Annotated in this window: 17 protein-coding genes and 2 pseudogenes; 13 read left to right on the top strand and 6 right to left on the bottom strand. The window is 57.5% G+C overall.

What is annotated here, in order from left to right:
• Nucleotides 1-3: 3 nt before the first annotated feature.
• Together U5A67_RS30865 and U5A67_RS30870 are read right to left on the bottom strand one after the other, a co-directional pair.
• Entirely contained in the window at nt 4-1,245 is a 1,242-nt protein-coding gene (locus U5A67_RS30865) for an MgtC/SapB family protein (RefSeq protein WP_321817317.1), read from the bottom strand.
• A gap of 27 nt (nt 1,246-1,272) precedes the next feature.
• On the bottom strand, nt 1,273-2,229 hold the full coding sequence (locus U5A67_RS30870; protein ID WP_321817318.1) for a universal stress protein: 957 nt from the start codon (nt 2,227-2,229) through the stop codon (nt 1,273-1,275).
• Between the two features lie 622 nt (nt 2,230-2,851).
• Between U5A67_RS30870 and U5A67_RS30875 the strand changes: the two genes are divergently transcribed.
• Both U5A67_RS30875 and U5A67_RS30880 read left to right on the top strand, forming a co-directional pair.
• Nucleotides 2,852-3,046, top strand: coding sequence for a type II toxin-antitoxin system VapB family antitoxin (locus U5A67_RS30875; RefSeq protein WP_321817319.1), 195 nt, complete (start codon nt 2,852-2,854; stop codon nt 3,044-3,046).
• Nucleotides 3,043-3,447, top strand: a complete 405-nt coding sequence (locus U5A67_RS30880) for a PIN domain nuclease (RefSeq protein ID WP_321817320.1) — start codon at nt 3,043-3,045, stop codon at nt 3,445-3,447. Before U5A67_RS30875 ends, U5A67_RS30880 begins: the two co-directional genes overlap by 4 nt.
• Here U5A67_RS30880 and U5A67_RS30885 read toward each other — a convergent pair.
• Nucleotides 3,444-5,933: a TOTE conflict system archaeo-eukaryotic primase domain-containing protein gene (locus U5A67_RS30885; protein WP_321817321.1), complete on the bottom strand. Its 2,490-nt coding sequence runs from the start codon at nt 5,931-5,933 to the stop codon at nt 3,444-3,446. The two genes, U5A67_RS30880 and U5A67_RS30885, sit on opposite strands and share 4 nt — an antisense overlap.
• Before the next feature lie 110 nt (nt 5,934-6,043).
• On the opposite strand from U5A67_RS30885, the gene U5A67_RS30890 reads away from it, so the two are divergent.
• The 4 genes from U5A67_RS30890 to U5A67_RS30905 all read left to right on the top strand — a co-directional run bounded on the left by U5A67_RS30890 (nt 6,044) and on the right by U5A67_RS30905 (nt 7,816).
• A complete protein-coding gene (locus tag U5A67_RS30890) occupies nt 6,044-6,259 on the top strand; it encodes a hypothetical protein (protein ID WP_321817322.1) in 216 nt (71 codons plus the stop codon).
• A gap of 204 nt (nt 6,260-6,463) precedes the next feature.
• Nucleotides 6,464-6,964, top strand: a complete 501-nt coding sequence (locus tag U5A67_RS30895) for an antitoxin Xre/MbcA/ParS toxin-binding domain-containing protein (protein WP_321817323.1) — start codon at nt 6,464-6,466, stop codon at nt 6,962-6,964.
• Nucleotides 6,961-7,431 carry an RES family NAD+ phosphorylase gene (locus tag U5A67_RS30900; protein WP_321817324.1) on the top strand — a complete coding sequence of 157 codons (471 nt, stop codon included), beginning with the start codon at nt 6,961-6,963 and terminating at the stop codon, nt 7,429-7,431. The genes U5A67_RS30895 and U5A67_RS30900 overlap by 4 nt, the downstream gene beginning before the upstream one ends.
• Nucleotides 7,432-7,573: 142 nt before the next feature.
• Nucleotides 7,574-7,816 carry a hypothetical protein gene (locus U5A67_RS30905; protein WP_321817325.1) on the top strand — a complete coding sequence of 81 codons (243 nt, stop codon included), beginning with the start codon at nt 7,574-7,576 and terminating at the stop codon, nt 7,814-7,816.
• A 185-nt stretch (nt 7,817-8,001) separates the two neighbouring features.
• Here U5A67_RS30905 and U5A67_RS30910 read toward each other — a convergent pair whose 3' ends face one another.
• Nucleotides 8,002-8,547 carry a hypothetical protein gene (locus U5A67_RS30910; protein WP_321817326.1) on the bottom strand — a complete coding sequence of 182 codons (546 nt, stop codon included), beginning with the start codon at nt 8,545-8,547 and terminating at the stop codon, nt 8,002-8,004.
• 256 nt (nt 8,548-8,803) lie between these two features.
• Nucleotides 8,804-9,658: a MipA/OmpV family protein gene (locus U5A67_RS30915; RefSeq protein ID WP_321817327.1), complete on the bottom strand. Its 855-nt coding sequence runs from the start codon at nt 9,656-9,658 to the stop codon at nt 8,804-8,806.
• Nucleotides 9,659-9,992: 334 nt separating this feature from the next.
• Between U5A67_RS30915 and U5A67_RS30920 the strand changes: the two genes are divergently transcribed.
• The 3 genes from U5A67_RS30920 to U5A67_RS30930 all read left to right on the top strand — a co-directional run bounded on the left by U5A67_RS30920 (nt 9,993) and on the right by U5A67_RS30930 (nt 13,251).
• Nucleotides 9,993-10,703 (top strand): response regulator, encoded by a 711-nt coding sequence (locus tag U5A67_RS30920; protein WP_321817328.1) that lies wholly within the window; start codon nt 9,993-9,995, stop codon nt 10,701-10,703.
• On the top strand, nt 10,700-12,067 hold the full coding sequence (locus tag U5A67_RS30925; protein WP_321959776.1) for a sensor histidine kinase: 1,368 nt from the start codon (nt 10,700-10,702) through the stop codon (nt 12,065-12,067). The genes U5A67_RS30920 and U5A67_RS30925 overlap by 4 nt, the downstream gene beginning before the upstream one ends.
• Before the next feature lie 155 nt (nt 12,068-12,222).
• The gene (locus U5A67_RS30930) at nt 12,223-13,251 is read left to right on the top strand and encodes a tetratricopeptide repeat protein (RefSeq protein ID WP_321817330.1); all 1,029 of its coding nucleotides are present in this window, start codon (nt 12,223-12,225) and stop codon (nt 13,249-13,251) included.
• Between the two features lie 721 nt (nt 13,252-13,972).
• Here the strand turns inward: U5A67_RS30930 and U5A67_RS30935 are convergent.
• A pseudogene (locus tag U5A67_RS30935) lies at nt 13,973-14,488 on the bottom strand (contractile injection system protein, VgrG/Pvc8 family); the annotation flags it as partial.
• 746 nt (nt 14,489-15,234) lie between these two features.
• Here U5A67_RS30935 and U5A67_RS30940 point away from each other — a divergent pair.
• The 4 genes and pseudogenes from U5A67_RS30940 to tssF form a co-directional block, all read left to right on the top strand.
• Nucleotides 15,235-15,528, top strand: a pseudogene (locus U5A67_RS30940) (contractile injection system protein, VgrG/Pvc8 family); the annotation flags it as partial.
• Between the two features lie 191 nt (nt 15,529-15,719).
• Entirely contained in the window at nt 15,720-17,225 is a 1,506-nt protein-coding gene (locus U5A67_RS30945) for a hypothetical protein (protein ID WP_321817331.1), read from the top strand.
• 25 nt (nt 17,226-17,250) lie between these two features.
• Complete coding sequence (locus U5A67_RS30950) at nt 17,251-18,276, top strand: pentapeptide repeat-containing protein (RefSeq protein ID WP_084162356.1); 1,026 nt, start codon at nt 17,251-17,253, stop codon at nt 18,274-18,276.
• 907 nt (nt 18,277-19,183) lie between these two features.
• Nucleotides 19,184-21,016: a type VI secretion system baseplate subunit TssF gene (tssF, locus tag U5A67_RS30955; protein WP_321817332.1), complete on the top strand. Its 1,833-nt coding sequence runs from the start codon at nt 19,184-19,186 to the stop codon at nt 21,014-21,016.
• Nucleotides 21,017-21,050: the final 34 nt, after the last annotated feature.

Below are 21,050 nucleotides of genomic sequence, written 5' to 3' on the forward strand. Positions count from 1 at the left end.
AGGTTAGTGCTCGATGGCCCAAGCTGCCCAGGCAGCTGCGACGATCAATATTTGACTGGATATCACGATCACCGCGAATTTGCGGGTGCCAAGAGAAATCGCTACCGCACATTTCGTCAATGCATTCGACGTTACCGTAATGAGAACGGGAAGAACCGCCTCTTTTGGTGTAATCAACGATTGAGCCGCCAGAGATGCAACGGTGGCTGCCGTGGAATGGGCATCTGCCAGGCCGCCGACAGCTGCGGTGAGAGCAATCCCCGTGTTACCAAGCCAACGCGTTAGCAGCACGCTGGCCAGCGTAAGCATCATGAGCGTTGTAGCGAGGATCAGGGCGGCCTTGATATCGACTGCGCGTCCAACGACCATTGCCTCTTGGGCCGGACTTCGGGACGCGAACCATGTCACGGCAAGACCGAAGACGAGCGACGCGATGGTGCCGGCAGCGAGCGACGGACCGAGTGGGAGCAGCAGGGGTTTGAATACGACGCCGACGACCGCGCATAGCTGGGTGAGTGTTGCTACGGAGGACAGAGCGGCTGCAGCAGCCATTGGCAATGGGGTGGCAGGAGACGCTTTGGCTCGACGTGCCATTGCGGCGATTGTCGCAACGCTGGAGACAAAACCACCCAGAAGCCCGGCGAACGCGAGACCTATGCGCGGCCCCAGGGCAACCTGGGAAATGTGCCCCATGGTGCTGATCAACATTACCAGCACAGCGAATCGCCATACGGTCTGCGGGTTGATGGCGCCGAAGATGTCGACGGCGCGATCGGGCAGCATCGGAAGGATAACCAGGGCAGACGCGGCGAGCGTTAGCAGATCGAAGACTTCGTTACGTCCCAGTCTGGACGTTACAAAATCATGCAGTTGTGAGCGGGCGGCGAGCACGATTGTCAGGATTACTCCCAGCGCCGCCGCCAGTGTGGCGTCGACAACGGCGAGCCCGCCCAGCAACAACGTGGCAATCATCGCTGATTCAGTTGTGAGTCCAGGATCGTCGCTTGGTCGTAGGTACGCCGCTGTACAGAGTGCGCTCAACGCCAGGGTTGACGCGACCGTAAGCAGCGTGCCGCCTAGGCGCATGCTGATCGCACCCACTACGGCAACGACAACGAACGTGCGGATGCCTGCAGCCGCTCGCGTTGCACCGGTTCCCTTTCGACGTTCCCGCTCAGCGCCTACGAGAAGACCGATGCCGAGCGCAACCGCAAAAGTCATGTATTCGGCGTTCAGCGAGTTCATGGCATTGTTTTCACTGGTCGCATGCGACTACGTTTCTGGCGGTACAAGTAACATCGGAGTGGAAGTTAGGCTTGTCATGCGCTCCGCGACACTGCCGAGTAACCAGCGCGTCAAACCACGGCGCCCGTGTGTCCCGACAACGAGTAGCTGTGCATTCCATCGCAGTGCTTCACGATTAAGTGCGTGCGGGATGTCGTCAAATGAACTGTTAGTTCGGAGTACGGCAGTTTCGATGTGCCATCCGCTTTGTTGATAGGTAGCAAGCTTGGCGAGCGCGTTCGCGATGGCCACATTTCCGACCTCTCTGAGCGCGTCCTCAAGACGGGTTTCAAGGCTGCCTGTGCCAAAGGCCAGGAGTCTGTCGACCACGTAGATCACTCGCCAGTTTGCTTGTCGTGTAGCAAGTCGAGCCGCAATTGGGAGAGCAGCGAACGACTCGTTGCTTCCATCGGTGGCGAACAGAATGCGTGAGGGCCGCTCATCGGCATCTGGTTTGTACCCTGCTGGGATGATTAACACGGGCCAGCGCAGCAAATTCGTGAATGGTGCGCAAACTTCCCCGAAAACCCAGCGTATCAGGCGTCGATGCTGGTGACTGCCGAGAACGACCAGGTCGGCCGCGTAGCGCTTGGCAACATCATTGAGTACCTCGACGATGTTGCCGCCTTCCTTGCAGAGATTTATGACTTCTCCTTCGACGCGCGCGCCGCACTGATCCAGTGATGAGCGCGCTGCGTTGACAGATTCTTCAGCATCCCGCCGCAGTTCGCTCCTCGCAGCGTCTAAAGTCTGACCAGTCCATGATCCAAATGGTGCGAATGAGCGTGGGTCTTCGGCCACGCTCACGATATGCACGGTCATATTTGATCGCAACAGCGAACGGAGATATTGTAGGGCGGCAACTGATGCTGGCGAGGCATCGACCGCCACCAGGATGTTTGAAATCACCGGTAGCGACATGGAGTCATTCGTATGGGCAATCATCGCTGTCTCGATCGGTAGACAAGTCGTACGTCTACATTGAAACGCAGATGCCTCACCACGATTGACAGAGGTCAACCGAACGCTTTTTGAGTGGTCGATTGCTCGGTCGACGGACATAGGGAGACTCTGGAAAACATCGTGCGTGCGAAAGAGCGCTTCGCCACGCCGCACATGACGCGTCGTGATTACGGCGGTATCGAGTTGCCGGAGTTCGATGCGGAAAAGATCTGCCGACATGCAGACTGCGCGCAACGAACAGGTCGAGCAGCGCGTCGGCAGGCACCCAGGGCCGCCCGCGCGATGCACTGGAAGCACCAGGATCGGCGGTCTTTGCGTGGAGGACGGCATGGGTGACGGGGCATCGCATACGGACTCGACACACATGACCGACTCCAGTTTTAACGCGTGATGTATGTGCGTTAATAGCGGGTCAACGCGCGGTTTCGACCGCGGCGGCTTGACCTGCATGTGTCCAGTATCGGCATCGCCATCCCGAAGATAAATCATTTTCCGGGGGATTGCTGGTCGAGCTGGTCAAGTTTGGCTGTCGCAACCCGAAGCGTCGACCACAGCGTTTGATGTGTATCATTCAATTGGTCTATACAAATTTTCGAGGCGCGCCATGCCTACCGATATCGAGATCGACGACCGGTTGATGGCCGAAGCGCTTGCCGTAACGGGCATCCGGACCAAACGTGAAGCGGTCGAGCTTGGCCTGAAAACGATCATCCGGCTCAAGCAGCAGGAGCAGATTTGCCAGTTCCGCGGCAAATTACCGTGGGAAGGCGACCTGGATGCCATGAGGCGCGACCAGTGATACTCGTTGATTCAAGCGTGTGGATCGATTACTTCCGGGGGCAGGCTTCACCCCAAGCCAGCCGACTGGATGCCCTGCAGGGCCGGGAGTTGCTGGTCACCGGCGACCTAATCGTCGCCGAGGTGCTACAGGGATTTGCCGCCGAGTCGGCGTTCAATACCGCTCGGCAGCTGATGACGACGCGATTCGATGTCGTCTCGCTGGCGGGGCCGGATAACGCCATTCAGGCGGCCCAGAATTATCGCATCTTGCGAGCGCAGGGCGTAACGATCCGCAAAACCATCGATACCCTGATCGGGACGTGGTGCATTGAAAACGGTGCGCCGCTGCTCTTCAGCGACCGGGATTTCGATCTGTTCGTCGAGCACCTCGGTCTTCAGTCTGCAATGCGCGACGACTAACGTGCCGGTGACGGCAAACAGCAAGAAGCGATACGGAATACGAATGCACCACCGGTTTCAGGCTGGATATCTTCTCCGGGCGTGCGGACCTGATAGCCCATTGCCCGGTAGCCGCGCTGGCGTTTCTCCCACATGCGCTGCAGCACCGGATGGCCACCATCCACATAATCGATCACCCGTACGCCGGTCTTGCCCGCATGCTCACGGTGCAGCCGGCCGGCGTACTGCTGCAGCGTGCCCCTCCACGCAATTGGCATGGCCAGCACCAGCGTGTCCAACGCCGGATGGTCGAAGCCTTCACCTACGAGCCTGCCAGTCGCCAGCACCACGCGGGGCGTGTCACCGGCCAGCGCGTCAAGGGCAGCCAACTGGGCCACCCGCGCTTTCCGGCCGAGGCGACCGTGCAGCACGAACAGCGGTTGTACCGTTTCTTGCAGCATCTGCTGCAAGCTTTCGAGATGGTCCGTCCGCTCGGTGAGTACCAGCACATTCCGCCCCTGCCTGTGCTGTTCACGTACAGCCGCCGTGATCATCTGCGTGCGCGGGGTGTCCTGCGCGAGCTGAGCGAACACCGCCTGGATTGGCGCGTCGGCCGCGACGCCCACTGCGGAGGTGAGTCTTTGCGGGAACGCCTCGAGCTCCTGCGGCGCGCTGGCCGGGGATTTCGCCGCATGCCGGATCGGTCCGCACAGCATGAACATAACGGGCTGCTGGCTGTCGCGCCGCACCGGAGTCGCGGTCAGACCCAGAACATAGCGGGCATGAACGGCCTTGAGCACCGCCTCGAAGGAATCCGCGGAGACGTGGTGACATTCATCGACGATGACCTGGCCGTAACGCCGCAACAGCTCTCCGCGGGCACCATCGGGTGCCACGGATTGCAGCATCGCGACATCGATCCGGCCCGTCGCCTTCGACTTGCCGCCGCCGATCGTGCCGATCTCGCGCGCGTTGAGTGAGAGAAACGACTGCAGGCGTTCGCGCCACTGGTCAAGCAGTTCCCGGCGGTGCACGAGCACGAGCGTGCTGACGCCGCGCTGCACGATCATCGCGGCCGCCGTCACGGTCTTGCCGAACGCCGTCGGTGCATGCAGGATGCCGGTGTCGTGTCGCAGCAGGTCGGTAACGGCCGCCTGCTGGTCATCGCGCAACGTCCCGGCAAATGGAATTGCAAGCGGCTCGCCGGTGCCGCGCTCGTCGCGGATGTCGCAGACGATGTCGTTATCGCGCAGCAGCGTCATGACGTCGTCAAGGCATCCGCGCGGCAATGCAATGTGGCGGGGGCAGTTCTCGGCGCGCCCAATGATGCGTGGCTTGTCCCATACGCTGAAGCCGCGCGCTTGGGCCCGGTAGAACTCCGGATTCTGGAAGGCGGCCAGCCGGATGAGCCGGTTGAGCAGTGCCTGTGGAAGCTGCGCCTTTTCAAGATAGAGCTGGTTCGCCAGCGTCAGTGTGAGCGACGCCGGCATCGTTCCGGCCAGCCGCTTCGGCTGTGCGGGTGGCGGCTTCCACGGTTCGGCCTGGTCCTCTTCGGCGATGAACGCAACGTCGAGCGGGTGCGCACCGCCCGTGGCGCGAAAGATCACCCCCTCGATGTCGCGGCTGTCCATGGTTTGCACGGACGCGAGATACGACCACTGGTCAGCGTACGGCTGAAAGCGGTCATCGACAAACACGCTCCAGCCATGCTCGCGCGGCTGCTTCTGCAGCGGCAGGGCAATGAGGTTGCCGAAGCCGCCTTTGGGCAGCACATCCTGGTTCGGGAAGAGCCGATCGTAGGACGTCAGTTCGAGCTGACGGGTGCGGGTACAGGTGTGGCTGATGATGGCTGAGCCCATCCGCCGCGCGTCACGTGCGGCAACGGCCGATGAGAAGAAGATCCACGCGTGAGCGCCATTGCCTGAACGTGAGATTTCGAGCGATACGGGCACATCCATCTCGAGGCAGGATTGCCGGAACGCCTGCGCATCTTCACGCCAGCCGTCCTCGTCGAAGTCGACAGCGAGCAGGTAACAGGTGCCGTCCGGCATCAGCGGGTAGAGGCCCACTGTGCGATCGCCGGCCAAGTGCGTATAGACGACTTGGTCGTCCAGCGTCAGCAGCACACGATGCCCGCAGTCGGCGCACCGGATGCGTGGCTTTTCGCAGATCCCGGCGCGCCATTCGTTGGCGCACGCTGGCGCGTAGCCGGATTTTCCGGAATTGCGGCTTTCCCAGCGTAGCGGATAGACATCGGTGCGGCCGCGAAACAGCCGCCGGAAGAGCTTTACCTTCTGCTCGGGCGAAAGTATGGGGGCGCCCGTGTTTCGCACTGCTGCTGATGGTTCGTTCCTGGCCACCCGCACGGGCTTTGCCTGCGCCTGCAGCGTCGCCGGCAGCAAGGCGGTGAGCTGCGCGATTTCGGCCTGCAGGCGGACGAGCTCCGTGAGCAGTTCCTCGCGTGTGAAATTTTCCCAGTCTGCCTGTAGCAGCTTGCCTTCGTTCATCGCTTCACCGGCCGAAACCCTCGCTTCCATCTAGCACGCCGGCTGGCGCGCACGTTCGTTGTTGCATACCATCGTCTCTGATTCAGATCACCTGATTTTACCCACGAGCCATGTCTGCCATCGATCGCGACGTCGAAGCCGCGACGCGAGAAAACACCCAGCGCAGTTACCAGTCGGCGCTTCGGCATTTCGAGGTTGAATGGGGCGGCTTTCTGCCCGCGAGCGCTGACATGATTACGGGGTACCTTGCCGGTCACGCAGAAACCTTGTCGGTCAATACCCTGCGCTCGCGTGAGCCCCGTACATTTTGCGATGCGGAGGATTAGGCGCCCCAAAGTCAGCTAGAAACAGTCGACGGAGTAGGACGCCTGAGCATCCGTGGCACGCTTTATTTTGTGGGGAAATTTCGCACCGAGAGCACGATACTTCGCTTCACGCCAACTCGGCTCTCATATGATATTTTTTGTCGCTCCAATGAGAGAGTATTATCATATGGGAATTAGACTCATCCCACATGGGAGTCGACCAACATGGCAACGCGCACCCACGCCGGTAATCCGGCAGCCAAGCGCCCGGCCTCGCGCGCGGCAAGACCCTACGTGGGCACCAACGGCCTCGGCACTAAACCACACGATTTCGAGATCTTCGAAAAAATGGACGCGCTGGCGCAGCGCCAGACGATTCGCGATGGTATGGAATCGATCATCGTGGAGCGGGTGGCAAGGGAACTGCTGCACGTCCCGCTGCAAACGCTGCTAGTTGGCTTGAGCCTTCCGACCTCGACCATCCTGCGCAAAATTGCAAATCAGGAACGCCTGTCGGTCGCGGAATCGGATCGGGTTGCGCGCGTCCTATACGTTCTTCAACAGGCAACGCAATTGTTTGAAGAAGCAGATCTGGCGGCGGAATGGATGCAGCGTGCGAACGCAGAGCTTGGGGGGCTGAGGCCGCTCGAAGTGCTCGATTCACAGCCCGGCTATGACCGTGTCCGCGACATCCTGCTTCGCGCCACGTTTAGCATTCCCGCATGAAGGTTTTCCGTCTCGCAAAGGAAAAGCCCGGTCTCTATCTCGCCGACGATCTCAGTGGCAACGGCGCGGCGATCGCGGGCGGCCGATGGAATCCGAAGGGCAGACGCGTGCTGTATTCCTGTTGCAACGCTTCAACGGCAGTGCTCGAAACGTTGGTGCATTTGTCAGGTTTGCTGCCGGCGGGGGGATTTTTGCTTGCCACCCTCGATGTGCCGGACGTCGTATTTGAGAACGCTTACCAGCCCGAATTGCCGCCGGACTGGGCTGAACTCGGCCGCGATCCGGGCGCTACAGCGGAGATCGGCCGGCAATGGCTTGAACACGGTGAGCAACTCGCTATGCGCGTGCCGTCTGTAGTATGTCAGGCCGACTTCAACCTGATGCTCAATCCGCTGCACTCCGAGATGTCCAGCGTGCGCGTGATCCGCAAGGAGCCGTTCAAGATTGACCCGCGACTGTTCAGCTAAACCTCGGTCAATTCGCTGTATATCCTGCTCGAAAATCATGTCGCCCCAAGAAGCCCTGCCCATCATTCGAACGCTCGCTGACGGTATCGACCCACTGACAGGTGAAGTGCTCTGCGATTAGAGCCCATTCAACCAGCAGGGCGTGATCCGCGCACTGTTCGCTGCCGCACAGGCATTGGGATATCTGTCCGATGAACCGGCAGCGCAGTCGAGAACTGAGAAAAAGGCGCAAAACGCCGGCGCCTCGTGGCCGCAAGAGGAGGACGACCGCCTCATCAAGGCCTACGATGGGGGCACCGACGTGGCCGCACTGGCGGTACTGCACGGTCGCACAAATGGAGCAATAAAGTCACGTCTCGCGAAACTTGGGCGCATCGAGCGCTAAGGGTTCATCAGGTACACGGTTGCTTGAGCGAACATTGTGCGTTTCCATGATGATTTTCTTGCAGTTGAAGGGAGATTTAGTGTGCCGTCTCGGTGTGGAAGCAGTGGTCGCTAGCCACACAGCGCGCGGATTTTCCTGCGCGCCGCGTCTCTTTTCGTTTCCCGTTACCGTCCTGACGCAAAAAGTTAGTTGATCCCGGCTTCATGGTGAACCGGTTCAACAACTGAACGAATCATTGCCATCAACATATGCGAGGCAATGGAGTGGCTCTTGTACTCGTTCGCCTCATAATGTGCCGACGCCATTACTACCCCATCTTGAAGAATATTGATATCGACTGTCGACCAATATTCATTGTCTCTCGATTCTCCGTCATCGCCATGGTCGAGTATCACTGAATAATTCAATACGGTGTGGCATTCCGGCGGAACCGTTCCTCGGCTGAAGAGACTGCTGTCCACACCCTGCTGATGAAGTGCTACCTGCATAGCGGAGACGATGTTACTGACAGGAACCTGCTCGTTCACTTCAATGCAGACTCTCTGTGCTGGAACCGAGGCACCGTTGATGTACATAGAGGGAAGATTGACGTTACTCACACACCCTGCAGAAAGACACAAAACACTCACGGCTGAAATCCAATGGAATGTTAGAAATTTCGATTTCGTGATGGCTGACTTCGCCTCGATCCAAAAAAATGAAAATTTTGCCAATTCAAGAAAATAGGGCATAGAACGAATTTCGTTACGATATTTAACGTTCACCGGCTCGCCAGAATCGGTCGATTTTTTAGAGATAATTCTGACGCCAGTGAACGCTAGGTAGTCTTAGCCATAGCGATATAGGGCAGGAAACGGTGTATTCTCGGCGATCGCAGGTCGTCGTTTCAAGGTTTAAACTTCGTGGCTACTGCATTTCTACAGTAACGAGTTGTGCACCAGACCCGAGACTACGCATAACTCTTGCGTCGCATTTTTTCAACGCTTATCAGAACGCGTAACCGGCGAATACACCGTATGTCATCTGCGTCTTCTTTTCCACAACCGGGCTGTTTCCCACGGCACCCGGCAATTTCGTCGCTACAATGCGCGTGCCGAGATTCCAATGTCTTGAAAGTAGGTAGGTAGCGCTCGCAGTCATTCGAAGTGCTGTGACGCCAGCACCTGGCGAATACGAATTCAGGCCCGAGCGAGCACTGTTTTGCGGGGAGATGCCGAAATAGGTATCGTTATATTCAGCGCTACCGAAAGTGATGCCTGGGCCTGCGGACAACATCCATTTGCTGGCTGGACTGTAACGTCCGAACAGATCCAGTGAAGCCGTGGCACCTTCCTTCTCACCCGCTACATCCTGTGACACGGCGCCGACGACCGAAAGCCAGTCGCGGTTGTAACTGCCGAAAAGCGTCGCGTGAAGGGTGCGATTGATATCGGGCAGTCCGCGTAGACGGAAGTCATCGGATGAGTCACGCGGAGTGACCAAATCATACGAGAGTGCGACACCCACGCGGAAGTGATCGTCGCGATACAAGAATGCTCCAAGACCAAACGGAACGCTCGCGTCCGCAACAGAGCCGAAGAAATAACGTCCGTAGCTCACGCCAACGATTGGTGCGGGCTGGAATTTGGTCGCGCTTGAACCTTGGTACTTGGGTGTTTCAAATACACCGAAACCAAGCGAGTATCGCCAAGTATCATCGAACGTGTTCGTGTTTGTGCTCGTGTTTGCTGATGCCTGAGCGGCCGGTGTCGTACTGCTTTGAGCGAACGCAGGGCTTGCAGCCAGTGCCGCAGTCAAGGCGGCAAAACGTCCCACGCTGGCGGGGCGCTTCAAAAAACGCATGTAATTCTCCTAAGGCTGCGCAGAAAGTAAGTCATCGAAAACCGCAAGGCCGGTCCGTCCCTTCTAGAAGCCTTCTGGTCAGGGATAGTCGTCGTGCATGCCAGCGAAAGCCCTTCGCCATACCGCTGGACCAGGCCCGTGTGTGCCTTGTGCGCCCGGTGGGAATTCCGCTGACGAATGCTCGGACAAGGGCTAGCAGCTTACGGATCGAAATCGCAGATATGATGTGCACTATGTTGCGGTGCTGAAACAATGTGTCAGCGCCGCAATACAGGTGACAGCAAGCTGAAATCAGGCTGCGCGCCGCTTCAGTTAGCATTTGGAAATGACTTCTATGCCGCACATTCTTGTAGTTGATGACGAAGAGGACATCAGGTCCTTGCTAACAGGGTTCTTTAGGAGACACGGCCACGAAGTCAGCGTGGCAACCGATGGAGAAAGTCTTTTTGAGACAATCGAACATCAGCAAATCGACCTCGTCATTCTCGATGTAATGTTGCAAGGAGAGGATGGATTCAGCCTCTGTCGGCAACTTCGCGCCACGTCGAAAATCCCTGTGATCATGCTTACTGCTGTTGCTGATCACGTCGATCGGGTTGTGGGTTTGGAGATCGGCGCTGACGACTATCTGGTGAAGCCGTTCGACGCGCGTGAGCTTCTTGCGCGGGTAAAGGCGGTCCTGCGCAGGACCACCCAAGCTGACACAATGATAAGCAGCACGACAAGACCTGTGCTGACGTTTGCGGGATGGCGACTCGACATTGCCAAGCGCGAGCTTAGATCGGCTGACAACACCTTGACGATCCTCTCAAGTGGCGAGTTCGATCTGTTGTTGGTGTTTGCAGAGCATGCGCAACGAATGCTGACGCGTGATCAGTTGCTCGATATGACCCGAGGCGAAAGCTATGAAGCTTTTGATCGAAGTATCGATGTGCAGGTCGCACGCTTACGTCGAAAGCTGGACACGGATATTAATGTTGAGTCGGTAATTCGAACTGTCCGCGGCGGCGGGTATATCTTCACGCCGATGGTTCGCCGTCGATGAAGATGCGACTTCGATTGGCCGACACAATCGCGTGGCGGATCGCGTTGACTGTCGGTGCTGCGATCATGAGCGTACTTGCCCTGAGCGTTCTCTTTGATCACCTTGCTGGCCCCTCTACAGCCGAGAGAGCGGAACTGGACCGTGCTGACGACGCAATCCGTATGATCGAAGCGGCTCCCCCTGCTTTCCGGCAGCGCTTAGCCGATACGATCACAATTGCCGACAAAGCAATCTGGTATCCATCTGGAACATCGATCGCTGGGCAGTTTGATGTGGCAAGACTGCACGAACTGGACCCGCGCATGGCAGAACGATTTCGTGGTACTGAGCGCGGGCGCGAATCCGTCATATTCACGTCAACTGACCCGCTAGCCAAAGAGGTCGCCTTCGACCGTATTTCGCATCCGAACGCTTATTACATGGCGGTGCAACTCGACGACAAAAGTTGGGTACTATTTATCGCCAATCATCGACGCTTGGGAAATCTGCTTCCGACCAGACTGGCAACTATGCTGCTGTCAGTCACGGCGCTGATTCTGGCAGCCTCGTTACTTGCCACTTACTTTCTGGCGCGACCGATCAGGCAATTCGCGGACGAGCTTCGCCGTATTGGCGGCGACCCGCGCGCGAAGCCAGTGCCAGAGACAGGGCCGATGGAACTGCGATCCGCAATTGCTGCGTTCAACTCGCTGCAGGGGCAGCTACGGAAATTCGTAGATGATCGCACTTTGATGCTTGCAGCCATGTCTCACGATCTGAGAACTCCCCTCACAAAAATCCGCTTGCGCGGGGAGTTTATCGATGACGACGAGCAGCGTGCACGCCTGTTTCGGGATGTAGACGACTTGCAGGCAATGGCAGACTCGGCCCTATCGTTCTTTCGCGATGACTACAAGGATGAGGGCGCAACCGTGTTCGATTTTGCGGGCCTTCTCCGCACCATTGCGGACGACTATTGCGACCAAGGTGCGACTGTAAGTTACGTTGGGCCGGATCGTTTCGCGATGAGTGGTCGGCCATTCTCGCTACGACGGGCGTGCATGAACCTGATCGACAACGCTGTGAAGTATGGCGGGACTGCCGAAGTCGAGCTGGTCTGTACGCAGTTCGAGATATCCGTGACGATCAGTGATCACGGCCCTGGGATTCCCGTTGACGCATTAGACAAGGTATTCACGCCGTTCTTTAGGATCGAGCAATCTCGGAACCGATTGACGGGAGGGATGGGGCTTGGCTTGACTTCTGCTCTTGCTGTGATTCGCGCTCATTCTGGAAATATCGTACTTTCGAACCGAAAAGAGGGAGGCCTGACCGTGTACATTACGGTTCCAATCATCGATAAACGTCAGAAAGCAATCGAATAGCTTTGAAAGGATGTCTCAAACCAAAATCGCAGTCGCGAGCGATAGCCGCTCGCACAAAGTATGCAATCACTCGAATTAGCTTGCATTGCAGCCCTCGGCATGCCCTCAATCGAATTACCCGGACTCTGTGAAGTAGATGGTCAACTCCTTTTTATATGCACAACGCGCCCAATACTAGCATCGGCGAACTCAACGATCTGGCGATAGGCTTCCTTGCAAAGGGCGATGTTGGGAAGTCACTGAAAATTCTTGAGCAGTCACTGGAGAGGAGTCGAAACGAATCAGGCGTGGATCACTCGGACACTTTAACAATCATGAATAGCCTTGCTGGGGCGTTGTGTTTGATTGGTGACACCGAGGGCGCGCGGAATCTGTTGGTGACCGTTTCTAAGACGCTCGATCGAAAGCTGGGGGCCGATGATCACCAAGCTCTACGAGCACGATCGAACCTCGCTGGCGTAATGAGAGCCCTCGGAGATTTACCGTCCGCGCACAACCTGCTTCAGGAAATCCTTTCATCGCAGCTCGATACCCTCGGTCCTGAACATCCAGATACGTTGCGGACTTTGGGAAGCATTGGCGAAGTCCTTCATGCTCGCGGAGAATTTTTTGACGCTCGCCGTGTTCTTGAGTCAGTCTTATTGACTCAAAATAGAATCTTGGGCATGGAGCATGGGGACCGACTCGCATCCATGAATAACCTTTCTCTTGTACTTTTAGAGCATGGTGAAGCCGATGAAGCGTACAGTTTACTTGTAGACGTTCTAGAGGTTCAACTCCATCGACTTGGCATTGAAAATCCTGAGACGGTACGATCAGCTAACAACATATCGACAATTCTTACCGCCAAAGGTGACTCGAAAAAAACCCTTCGCGTGCTCACTGGCATTCTCCAAAAGCAAAGTGATTCATGGGGGAAAAAGCATCCTCAGACAACTGAGACTGCCTGGATTTTTGCTCTACAGCTGAAGCAAGCAGGCGATGCGTTGACTCTCAACGCGTTGAAGGTGGGATTTCTTGATTGGCTGTTTTGCGCATCGAATTCTTCGCTGTCAGATCGGCAAATTGCCATACGTGGTTTGTTGCCTCTCCTTTCGACTAAGGAGAAAAATGTTGGACGCAATTCGCCTTGTCCTTGCAAGTCTGGAGCGAAATTTAAGTTCTGTTGCGGCAATCTTTCGTGAAAATGGGCAAGCTGAGCCTCGTCTGATCGCAATGCGCGCTTCTAGCTTTGTAGCATCGCTTTCCCCAAGCGCCTTACCTTCCCAGCGGTTACCTTTCACGAAAGCCCTAAGCAAAAAAAGTAAGAAATTGCGTCAAAAAACATGCTTTCGTACAAAGACCGCTTCTGACTGGCGTCAACTCAAAAAATTTACGACAGCTCCCGATTTGAATCGCCGACGTACTTTTGTGCTAACGCCGTCGACCTTAGTCGGACCCATTGCAGCCGTTCATCGCTGCACACGAGCAATGGCCGTTAGCGGATGTAGTGCGGTCGTTCCGATGACAGTTCCATCTGTTCGCTGAACGACAGGTTGTGGCCGGGCACGGACGCATGTGGTTTGCATCGATGCGCACGCGAGTGGTTTAGCTGACCGGCGCGACTCGACCCGGAGCAGTCGATCGGTGCATGATGCTTGGTGTGGCCGTTATCCGGTGGCGAGTGGTCATTCCACAAAGAAGGGAGGGCCCGGGATCATCCCGCGCGTTCACTACTCTGACCGCGACGCCTAAAATCAACGTGCCTGATTGCGTCGATCACCGTCCTGACTGAAGAGCCCGCTGGTTTGCAGAATGCCGCGCAGACTGTCTCCGGAATGGTCGTGATCCGCAAAGGCAACCGATGCACCTTCTCGCCACGACGCTCTGCAAGACGCCAGTTCATGTACGAAGTGATGTAGAGGCCCGGAGCACGAAATTCCAGTCGCCCTCGTATTGCATGCAGAACGAGCGCGATGGAAGAGGCTTAGTCAATGCAAAGCGAAATGCGCCCTGAGCCTGCGGATGCATGTTGAATACATCTGTCAGGATACCGTCGGCGGGTTTGTCCTGCCAGATTCGCGCGTCTTTACGGTGGCGCAAGAAATGCATCCACGATGCAAACGCGATCTGGTAGCTCGTGAGTCCGCTATCCGATCCGAGGCGACGAGCGATGTGCACGTATCCATATTGAGGGTGATAGGACTTGTCGGTCTGCAGGATCCACAGTGTCACGGGCTGGGCAATTAGCGTCTTGAGCTCAATCGTGCCGGATGTGGAAACGAGATCAACCGTAAATTCGTAGTGACGGCCAATTCGTGAATGACCAACAACCCGCTGGGGCACCAGCGTGCTGTTGTCAATGGAGGTATCCAGCTTCAGCAGGCGGTCACTCTGGGCGACTCCGCCAGTTATTGCCTCGATTATATCTTGCGTACCCATGCCGCCTCATATCGGTAACTGATCGAATCATCCCGTTATCGTACGATTCTACAAACATTCAGATTAATCAGCCGGATAGCTGATATCAGCAGCGCACTAATACCTTTTTTTCGCAATTCGAGCATGCACTTAGCATATTGACGCAATCCTCTCAACGATTTTTCAGGCGAGTGTCCAGTATTCAAATGAATGACGATGCCGGAGTTGTTAAAGTGACCGTCGGTCAGGGATCGATTATCAACGATCTACGCACCTGCGTTGAATGTCCCAAACTGGCCGACTCTGTTGAGAAACTCACTCTCACGTGCCGCGGGACAACCCCGCGAGAATTCGACGTAACAGATCGCACCACAAGCCTTTCGTGAGCATCGATGAGGCGTAAGAAGACCCCTGAAAACCTCGCTCAACTAGTTGTGGGGAGTTTTTCAACAGAATCGGCCGCAATACGTCATACGACCAAGCACGTCTGCTCGCCTCCGGTCCGCATCACATGCAACGGGCATAAGTGACCCAACGCCGTCATCCATCGTTTTTGGTCACGCAAATATTGCCATGCGCGCAGTGCCAATGCAGCTAAATGAGAAATATTTTCCGGATTGCGTAAAATATTTATTCGACACGATAGCGTTTGCATCGATTTAATTATTTAAATTGGATATTAAATTGATTCCCCCTTGGATTATTTTGTAAAATCTCCGCGCTAACGCGGATGCGTGTACGGTACAAAATAGAAAAGGCGGGGCGGCATGGGAACGCAGGACTTAGTCAGCACAATCACCGGCGGCGTATCGCAAAGTGACCGCCTGCTAAAACTCGACACGCCACTAGGCGTGAACAAGCTTGTGCCGCAGCGGGTGGTGGGGCGCTCGAGTCTCGGGCGTCACTTCGAGTTCACCGTCGACGTGGTTTCCACCTCTGGGGACATCGAGCTTAAGACGCTGATCGCACAGCCCGTGACGTTGTGGATTCAGCAATCCGACAAGTCGTACCAACCCCACAACGGCTACGTGCATACGGCGCGACGGTTGGGGTCGAATGGTTACGCGAAGATTAGTGGTGTACCTGCTGGCACCAGCGCGAAAGTCCAATATCTGACGGACAAGAACCCGCCCAGGTCGGAGGTCGGTATCAAGACCGATTCCGACTGGAGCCAGTTTCAGTCGATCAAGGTTACAGTCAAGCCCGTAGCCGACGCAGGCAATAGCAACGATCCTGATCTGGGTGCGACGGCATGAGCGATTCGTCAAGCAGCGGCTTGTTGGACGCGATCTGGAGGGAAGTGCTCGGCGACGCGGCCGCCACCTTCAACTGGCTGAAGGATTTCCTGTTGGGCGAGTTCGTTCCGGACCGACCGTTCTCGGTGATCGTCGCTGAAATGCTCGCGAACTTCGTGCCGGGCGTCATCATCGTCACCAGCGCGCGCGATGCGGTCGCCGTCATCGTCCGCCTCTCCACGCACCCTGATCGGCGCAAGGAAGTGTCCGAGTGGATTCTGCTGTGTGCGTGTCTGATCGCTCTGGCGTTGCCGCTGGTGATGGCCGCTGCCGGTACGGTTGCCGCAGGTGTCGGCGCGGTGGTCACGGGCATCGTGGGCGACGAGCTCGCGGCGGCGCTGCGCGCTGTGATGCTGATGCTGATTGATGAGTCGGGGAAGCTGGCTGAAATGGTCCGCTTTCTCAACAAATTCATCAAAGGTAACATCCTCGAGTTTCTGAAGGGTGTGAAGTTTGCCAACTATGAAAAGTCGCTGCTCGAAATTCTTCAGCAGACCACGGGCAAACTGATCGGCATCGCGCAGGAAGTACGCGGCAAGCTGCTGGGCGCGCGGGTGTTTGATGTCAGGGTCGCGGATCATCTGGAGTCGGTCCAGACTCTGATCCAGAAGCTGTCGGTGTGGGAGCAGCGGTTCTACGCGGTACAGCAGGAAGGCATCCAGCAGATTCCGAGGGCCGTGGCAGAGTTGCAGCAGCGCCTCGACCGGCTGCTGGCGCAGGAGGCCCCAAAGGATAGCCACGTGGTTTCCGCAGGGGTGACGGCGACGAAGCCGCAACCCGTCGCACCGCTCAAGCAGGAGATCCACGACACGCCCGGTGCGACGCTTCGCGATCCGGCGGCGCATAGTGCCGACCGCACTGGTGGAACCGCGAGGACGGGTTCCGCGCCGGCTCTAAAGGACAAGCCGGACGTACCGCCGCCGCCCTCCGCTCAGCCGAACGTGAAAATAGAGGAGGTGCATACGCCGGGCGAGGAGTATGCGCTGGTGAACGGCGCTAAGATCAAGCCGCTGCTCTACCACAAGTTGTATCACGGGGCCGACCGAGCCACGCTCGGCGTCGATGCGCAGATGCCGGCCCGGGAGGTCGCGGCAAAGATCTACTCAGAAGGTCTGCCCGGACGGGGTGACAATATTGATCTGGTTGAACACGCGGGCGGTGCATCCGATCGCGCGTTTCGCGGTACAACGGTCATGATGGCGACGCCCGATGGTCAGGCCGGAGCGATCTTGTGGGCCGACGAAGACGGTTTTGTGATCGAGTTGAAGAACGTGAAGGGCTACGACGTGAATGCTGCACTTGAGGGGCGCGTACGTAAGCCCGACGGCAGCTTCGGCGGCAACGCCGTGCACGGTGAGGTGGAGATCGCAGTGCCAGGAAGAATCAAGCCGGAACAAGTGGAGCAGGTGTACGAAGTGGTGATGATCAGAGGGAAATTGAGGGCGCGTGAGCTGCCAAGGTAATAGCAGATATGTTCGGAGAAATCGCATGCAGATGAACGACGCCGATGTGCGGGAATTGCGCGATCGATGGAGGGCCGGGAAGTACAAGAGCATGCTCGACGCGATCAAAGACGCGTCGCCTGACGACGCATGGGTGCCCTTGTGCGACTCCCTGACTCATCCTGTGGATGGATCGCCGACGCTCGACCTACGCGGCGCGGAGCTGCGAGGCGGAAAGCTCAAAAACCTGGAGCTGGCCGGCAGCCATCTCGGCTTTGGGGTGTTCGACGCCACGCAGTTCGATGAGGTCGGGTTTCAGGACGCAATCCTTGATGGCACATTTTTCAGGGGATGCGAGTTCTATCTGGCACAGATGATTCCAGTCTATGGCGATGGTGCCGATTTCCGCCATGCGCGATTCCGGAAATCATTCATTGGGTATGCGCAGTTGAGTAACTCCGATTTTTCTGGTGTAACGATGTCAGACGGAGACGTGAATTCGTCGGAAATGACTGCGTGCAATTTTTCAGGCTTGCTGGCAGAGCGGAATAAATGGCGCTGGAACACGACGACGCGATGCGATTTCGTGGCGGCCCGTTTCGTCGAGTGCAGACTGACGGCAACCCGGTTCGATGGCGCGCGGTTGATCGATGCCGCGTTCGAGAATTGTGATTTGAGCGGAGTCGACTTCAGGGGCGCGGATTTGACGGGGGTGCGCTTTCTCGGCGGGACATTCGGTGATGTGCTGCAGGGTGAGACGACATACCGGACGCGGTTCGACGATACGCCGGAGGCCCGCCGAGCAGTAGCCGCATGCAGTACGGAAAATCAGCATGCCGTCGAATGGTGTCCCGCTGTGCCTGGTTCGAGCGCACCCGCCCAGCAGGTCGCCTCGTTGAAATTGAAGGGCAAGCCCGGCGACGTGGTACCGCAGAGCGGATGGTGGGTTAGCCCGGCCCTCGGGAGCGAACAGGGGCGTCGCTATTTCAATAGGGGGGAGACGTTTCCCGACATCAAGTCGACTAACTGGGGGCTCGTGATCTGGAGTTACAACTCTGCCGATCAGGGCTGATTCCGACGGGCGGCCCGTCACAGGTACGGCGGCCGCGAACGGCAAGTTTTACGTCAACAGGAGAGGGAAACCGATTCCGATGTCAACTGGAACAGGCAAGCTTTGCGACCCGTGTTACGGCCTATTTGTTCTAGATGATGGCTGGGGATCAATGACGTTCGGACGCCAGTACACCGCTGCGCAGGAGTTGCTGGAGCCGCTGGGGTTGGCAACCAACTGCTTGTTGTGACTGGCGTTCGCCAGAGGTTTTGATCGACGCGTTGCGAAGCGGATTTGGCGCAGAGCCTTGTCCGTGCTAATAGCGAGCGTATTGCAATCGCGCCAGCGGACCGGTGTCAACCCATTGCAGCCGTTCGTCATTGCACGCGAGCAATGGCTGTTAGCGGAGTAGTGCAGTCGTTCCTACGTCAGTTCCGTCCGCTCGCTGAACGTCAGGTTGTGGCCGCACCCGGAACCAGGAGGTCGCCCACCCGAGTCTCAGTGGCGATCCGGCCTTGAACCTCCGTAGACGACCCACTTTCACCGTCCGGCTGAACCTGGAGCGAGCAGCAGCTCTCCTGTCCCCAGCGGTCACTAGCGGCGCCGCGTTTTGCAACTGGAACGCGGACGGCGAGCGAGGCGGTTCACTCCAGGTCCGGTGGAAGCATCGCTCGATGCGGCGTGTCGTTCGAGTTCGCGGAGTTGTTGCGGGATTTCTGAGTGCGTTCTGGCGAGGCGCAACTTAAGACTTTTTCGGATCGAATTCTGGTAAGTGCGTACCCTTTGCCTTCACAAATGTTCGAGCGCCAATCGTATCCACATCATTTCAGTTGATCGTACGTAGCGTGGACTGTCCTGTAAGATTGTAGTAAATTTAATCGCCTCGGAGTTCCTGCACAACGTTCTCTACCACTACGTAAAGTCGTCCATGGATGGTTTGCTGCCTTTCTACGAACGCGAGTTGACGCTGCTTCGACAGGCGGCAAGAACGTTCGTCGAGCGCTTTCCCAAGGTGGCGAGCCGCTTGTCGATGTCGAGCGGAGTCGGATGCGTGAGCGAGGATCCGTCGGTCGAACGGCTCTTCGAATCGTGCGCATTGATTGGCGCGCGGGCATCGCAGCATATCGAAAACGACTACCCCGAATTTGCAACTGGACTCATCGAGGCGTTGTACCCGCACTACCTAAGACCGTTCCCATCGTGTTCGATCGCGAGTTTCGAACTGGACGGCAGTCGGGCGGCGCAAATGTCCACGTCCATTGTGATTGCGCGTGGAACCCAACTTTACAGTCCTCCGGTGCGGGGAACGAAAGTTTTTTTCCGGACTGCTTTCGACGTCACGTTATCGCCGCTCCATATAAGTCACGCCCGCTTTCAGCGCATCGCACAGACACCGCAGTCTTTGCGTTTGCCGCTCAACGCCAGCGCGCAGATTTCGGTGACGTTCGCCATTCAGTCGGCGCACGCGTCGGTTGCCGACCTGACGCTCGATTCAATCCGGCTGTACGCGCACGGCGAGCCGCTTTTCAGTGCCGCCCTGCGCGATGCGTTGTCCATTCACGCACTCTGCGCGTATGTCGAACCGGCGCAAACCGGTCGCTGGATCGCACTGGACAGCGTTCCATTCGCGATGGCGGGTCTGGATCGCGATGAAAGCCTGATTCCCAGTCCCGAGGCTGTTGACGCCGCTTATCCGCTATTGACGGAATTCTTCGCTTTCCCTGAGAAATTCGGTTTCTTCGATTGCGACTTGCGTCAGGCTGGCCGTCTTGGCGGTCGCGTGTTCACGCTGCATGTGCTGTTGAAAGACATTCCGGCCGACTCGCAGGCCGCCAGCCTGCTGGAGTCGTTTGGCCCTCAGCACCTGACGCCAGGGTGCACGCCCGTCGTCAATTTGTTCGAGACGCCGGGCTTGCTCGGCAAGCGGCTGGACGAGTCGTCGATGGCCGGCGCTTTTCCGCTCCTCGTGGACGAGCAAAACGCTCATGCATATGAAGTGTATTCGGTCGATTCGGTATCGCAGGTGAGCGCGACTCCCGAGGGCGAAAAGGTCACCGAATTTCCCTCGCTTCACTCACGACTTCACGACACGCGTTCGGCGTTGTATTGGCGCACGCATCGCGACCCGCTGATGGCCAGCACGCTGCCGGGCCACGAGTTTGCGCTTGCTTTCGTCGATGAACAGATCGAAGCCGTGTCGCCGCCAAACGGGTTGGGCCTCCGCCTCACCTGCACTAATCGAGATTTGCCGGAGCAGCTTGTTCCGGGCGCGGAGAATGGCGATCTATTGATCGAGGGGGGCACGCTCGCACGGCGTATCTCGCTGTTGCATCGGCCTACGCAGACACGGTATTTCCGGCACGAACGTGGCGCGCTGTGGAGGCTGATTTCGCAGTTGTCGTTCCATGCGCTGCTGCTCAATGGTGGTGCCGAGCCCCTTCGCGATCTGCTGCGGCTTCACGACCTGACCGGCTCGTCACGACTGGCGGAGGCGCTCGTCGATGTGGCTGGGCGAGCCGTGACGGCGTGGGTATCTGACAAGCCCGTCGCCAGTGTCGTGCGCGGCCTTGAAATACGCGTGACCGTCAACGAACGTCATCTGGCCGAGACTGGCCTGCATGCTTTCGCGCAATTGCTCGACACGCTGTTGAGCGTGTCTATTTCGAGCAACGGCTTTACGCAATTGGTGTTGCTATCGGGTGATGACGGCGTGGAATTGTTGCGCTGCCCGCGCCGCTCAGGGCGTAGCCATCTCATCTGATCCGGCATCCGTGTTTCGGCAACGGCAGGCGTCG

Origin of the sequence: Paraburkholderia sp. J69-1, assembly GCF_905220255.1 — a bacterium.
Lineage (GTDB): Bacteria > Pseudomonadota > Gammaproteobacteria > Burkholderiales > Burkholderiaceae > Paraburkholderia.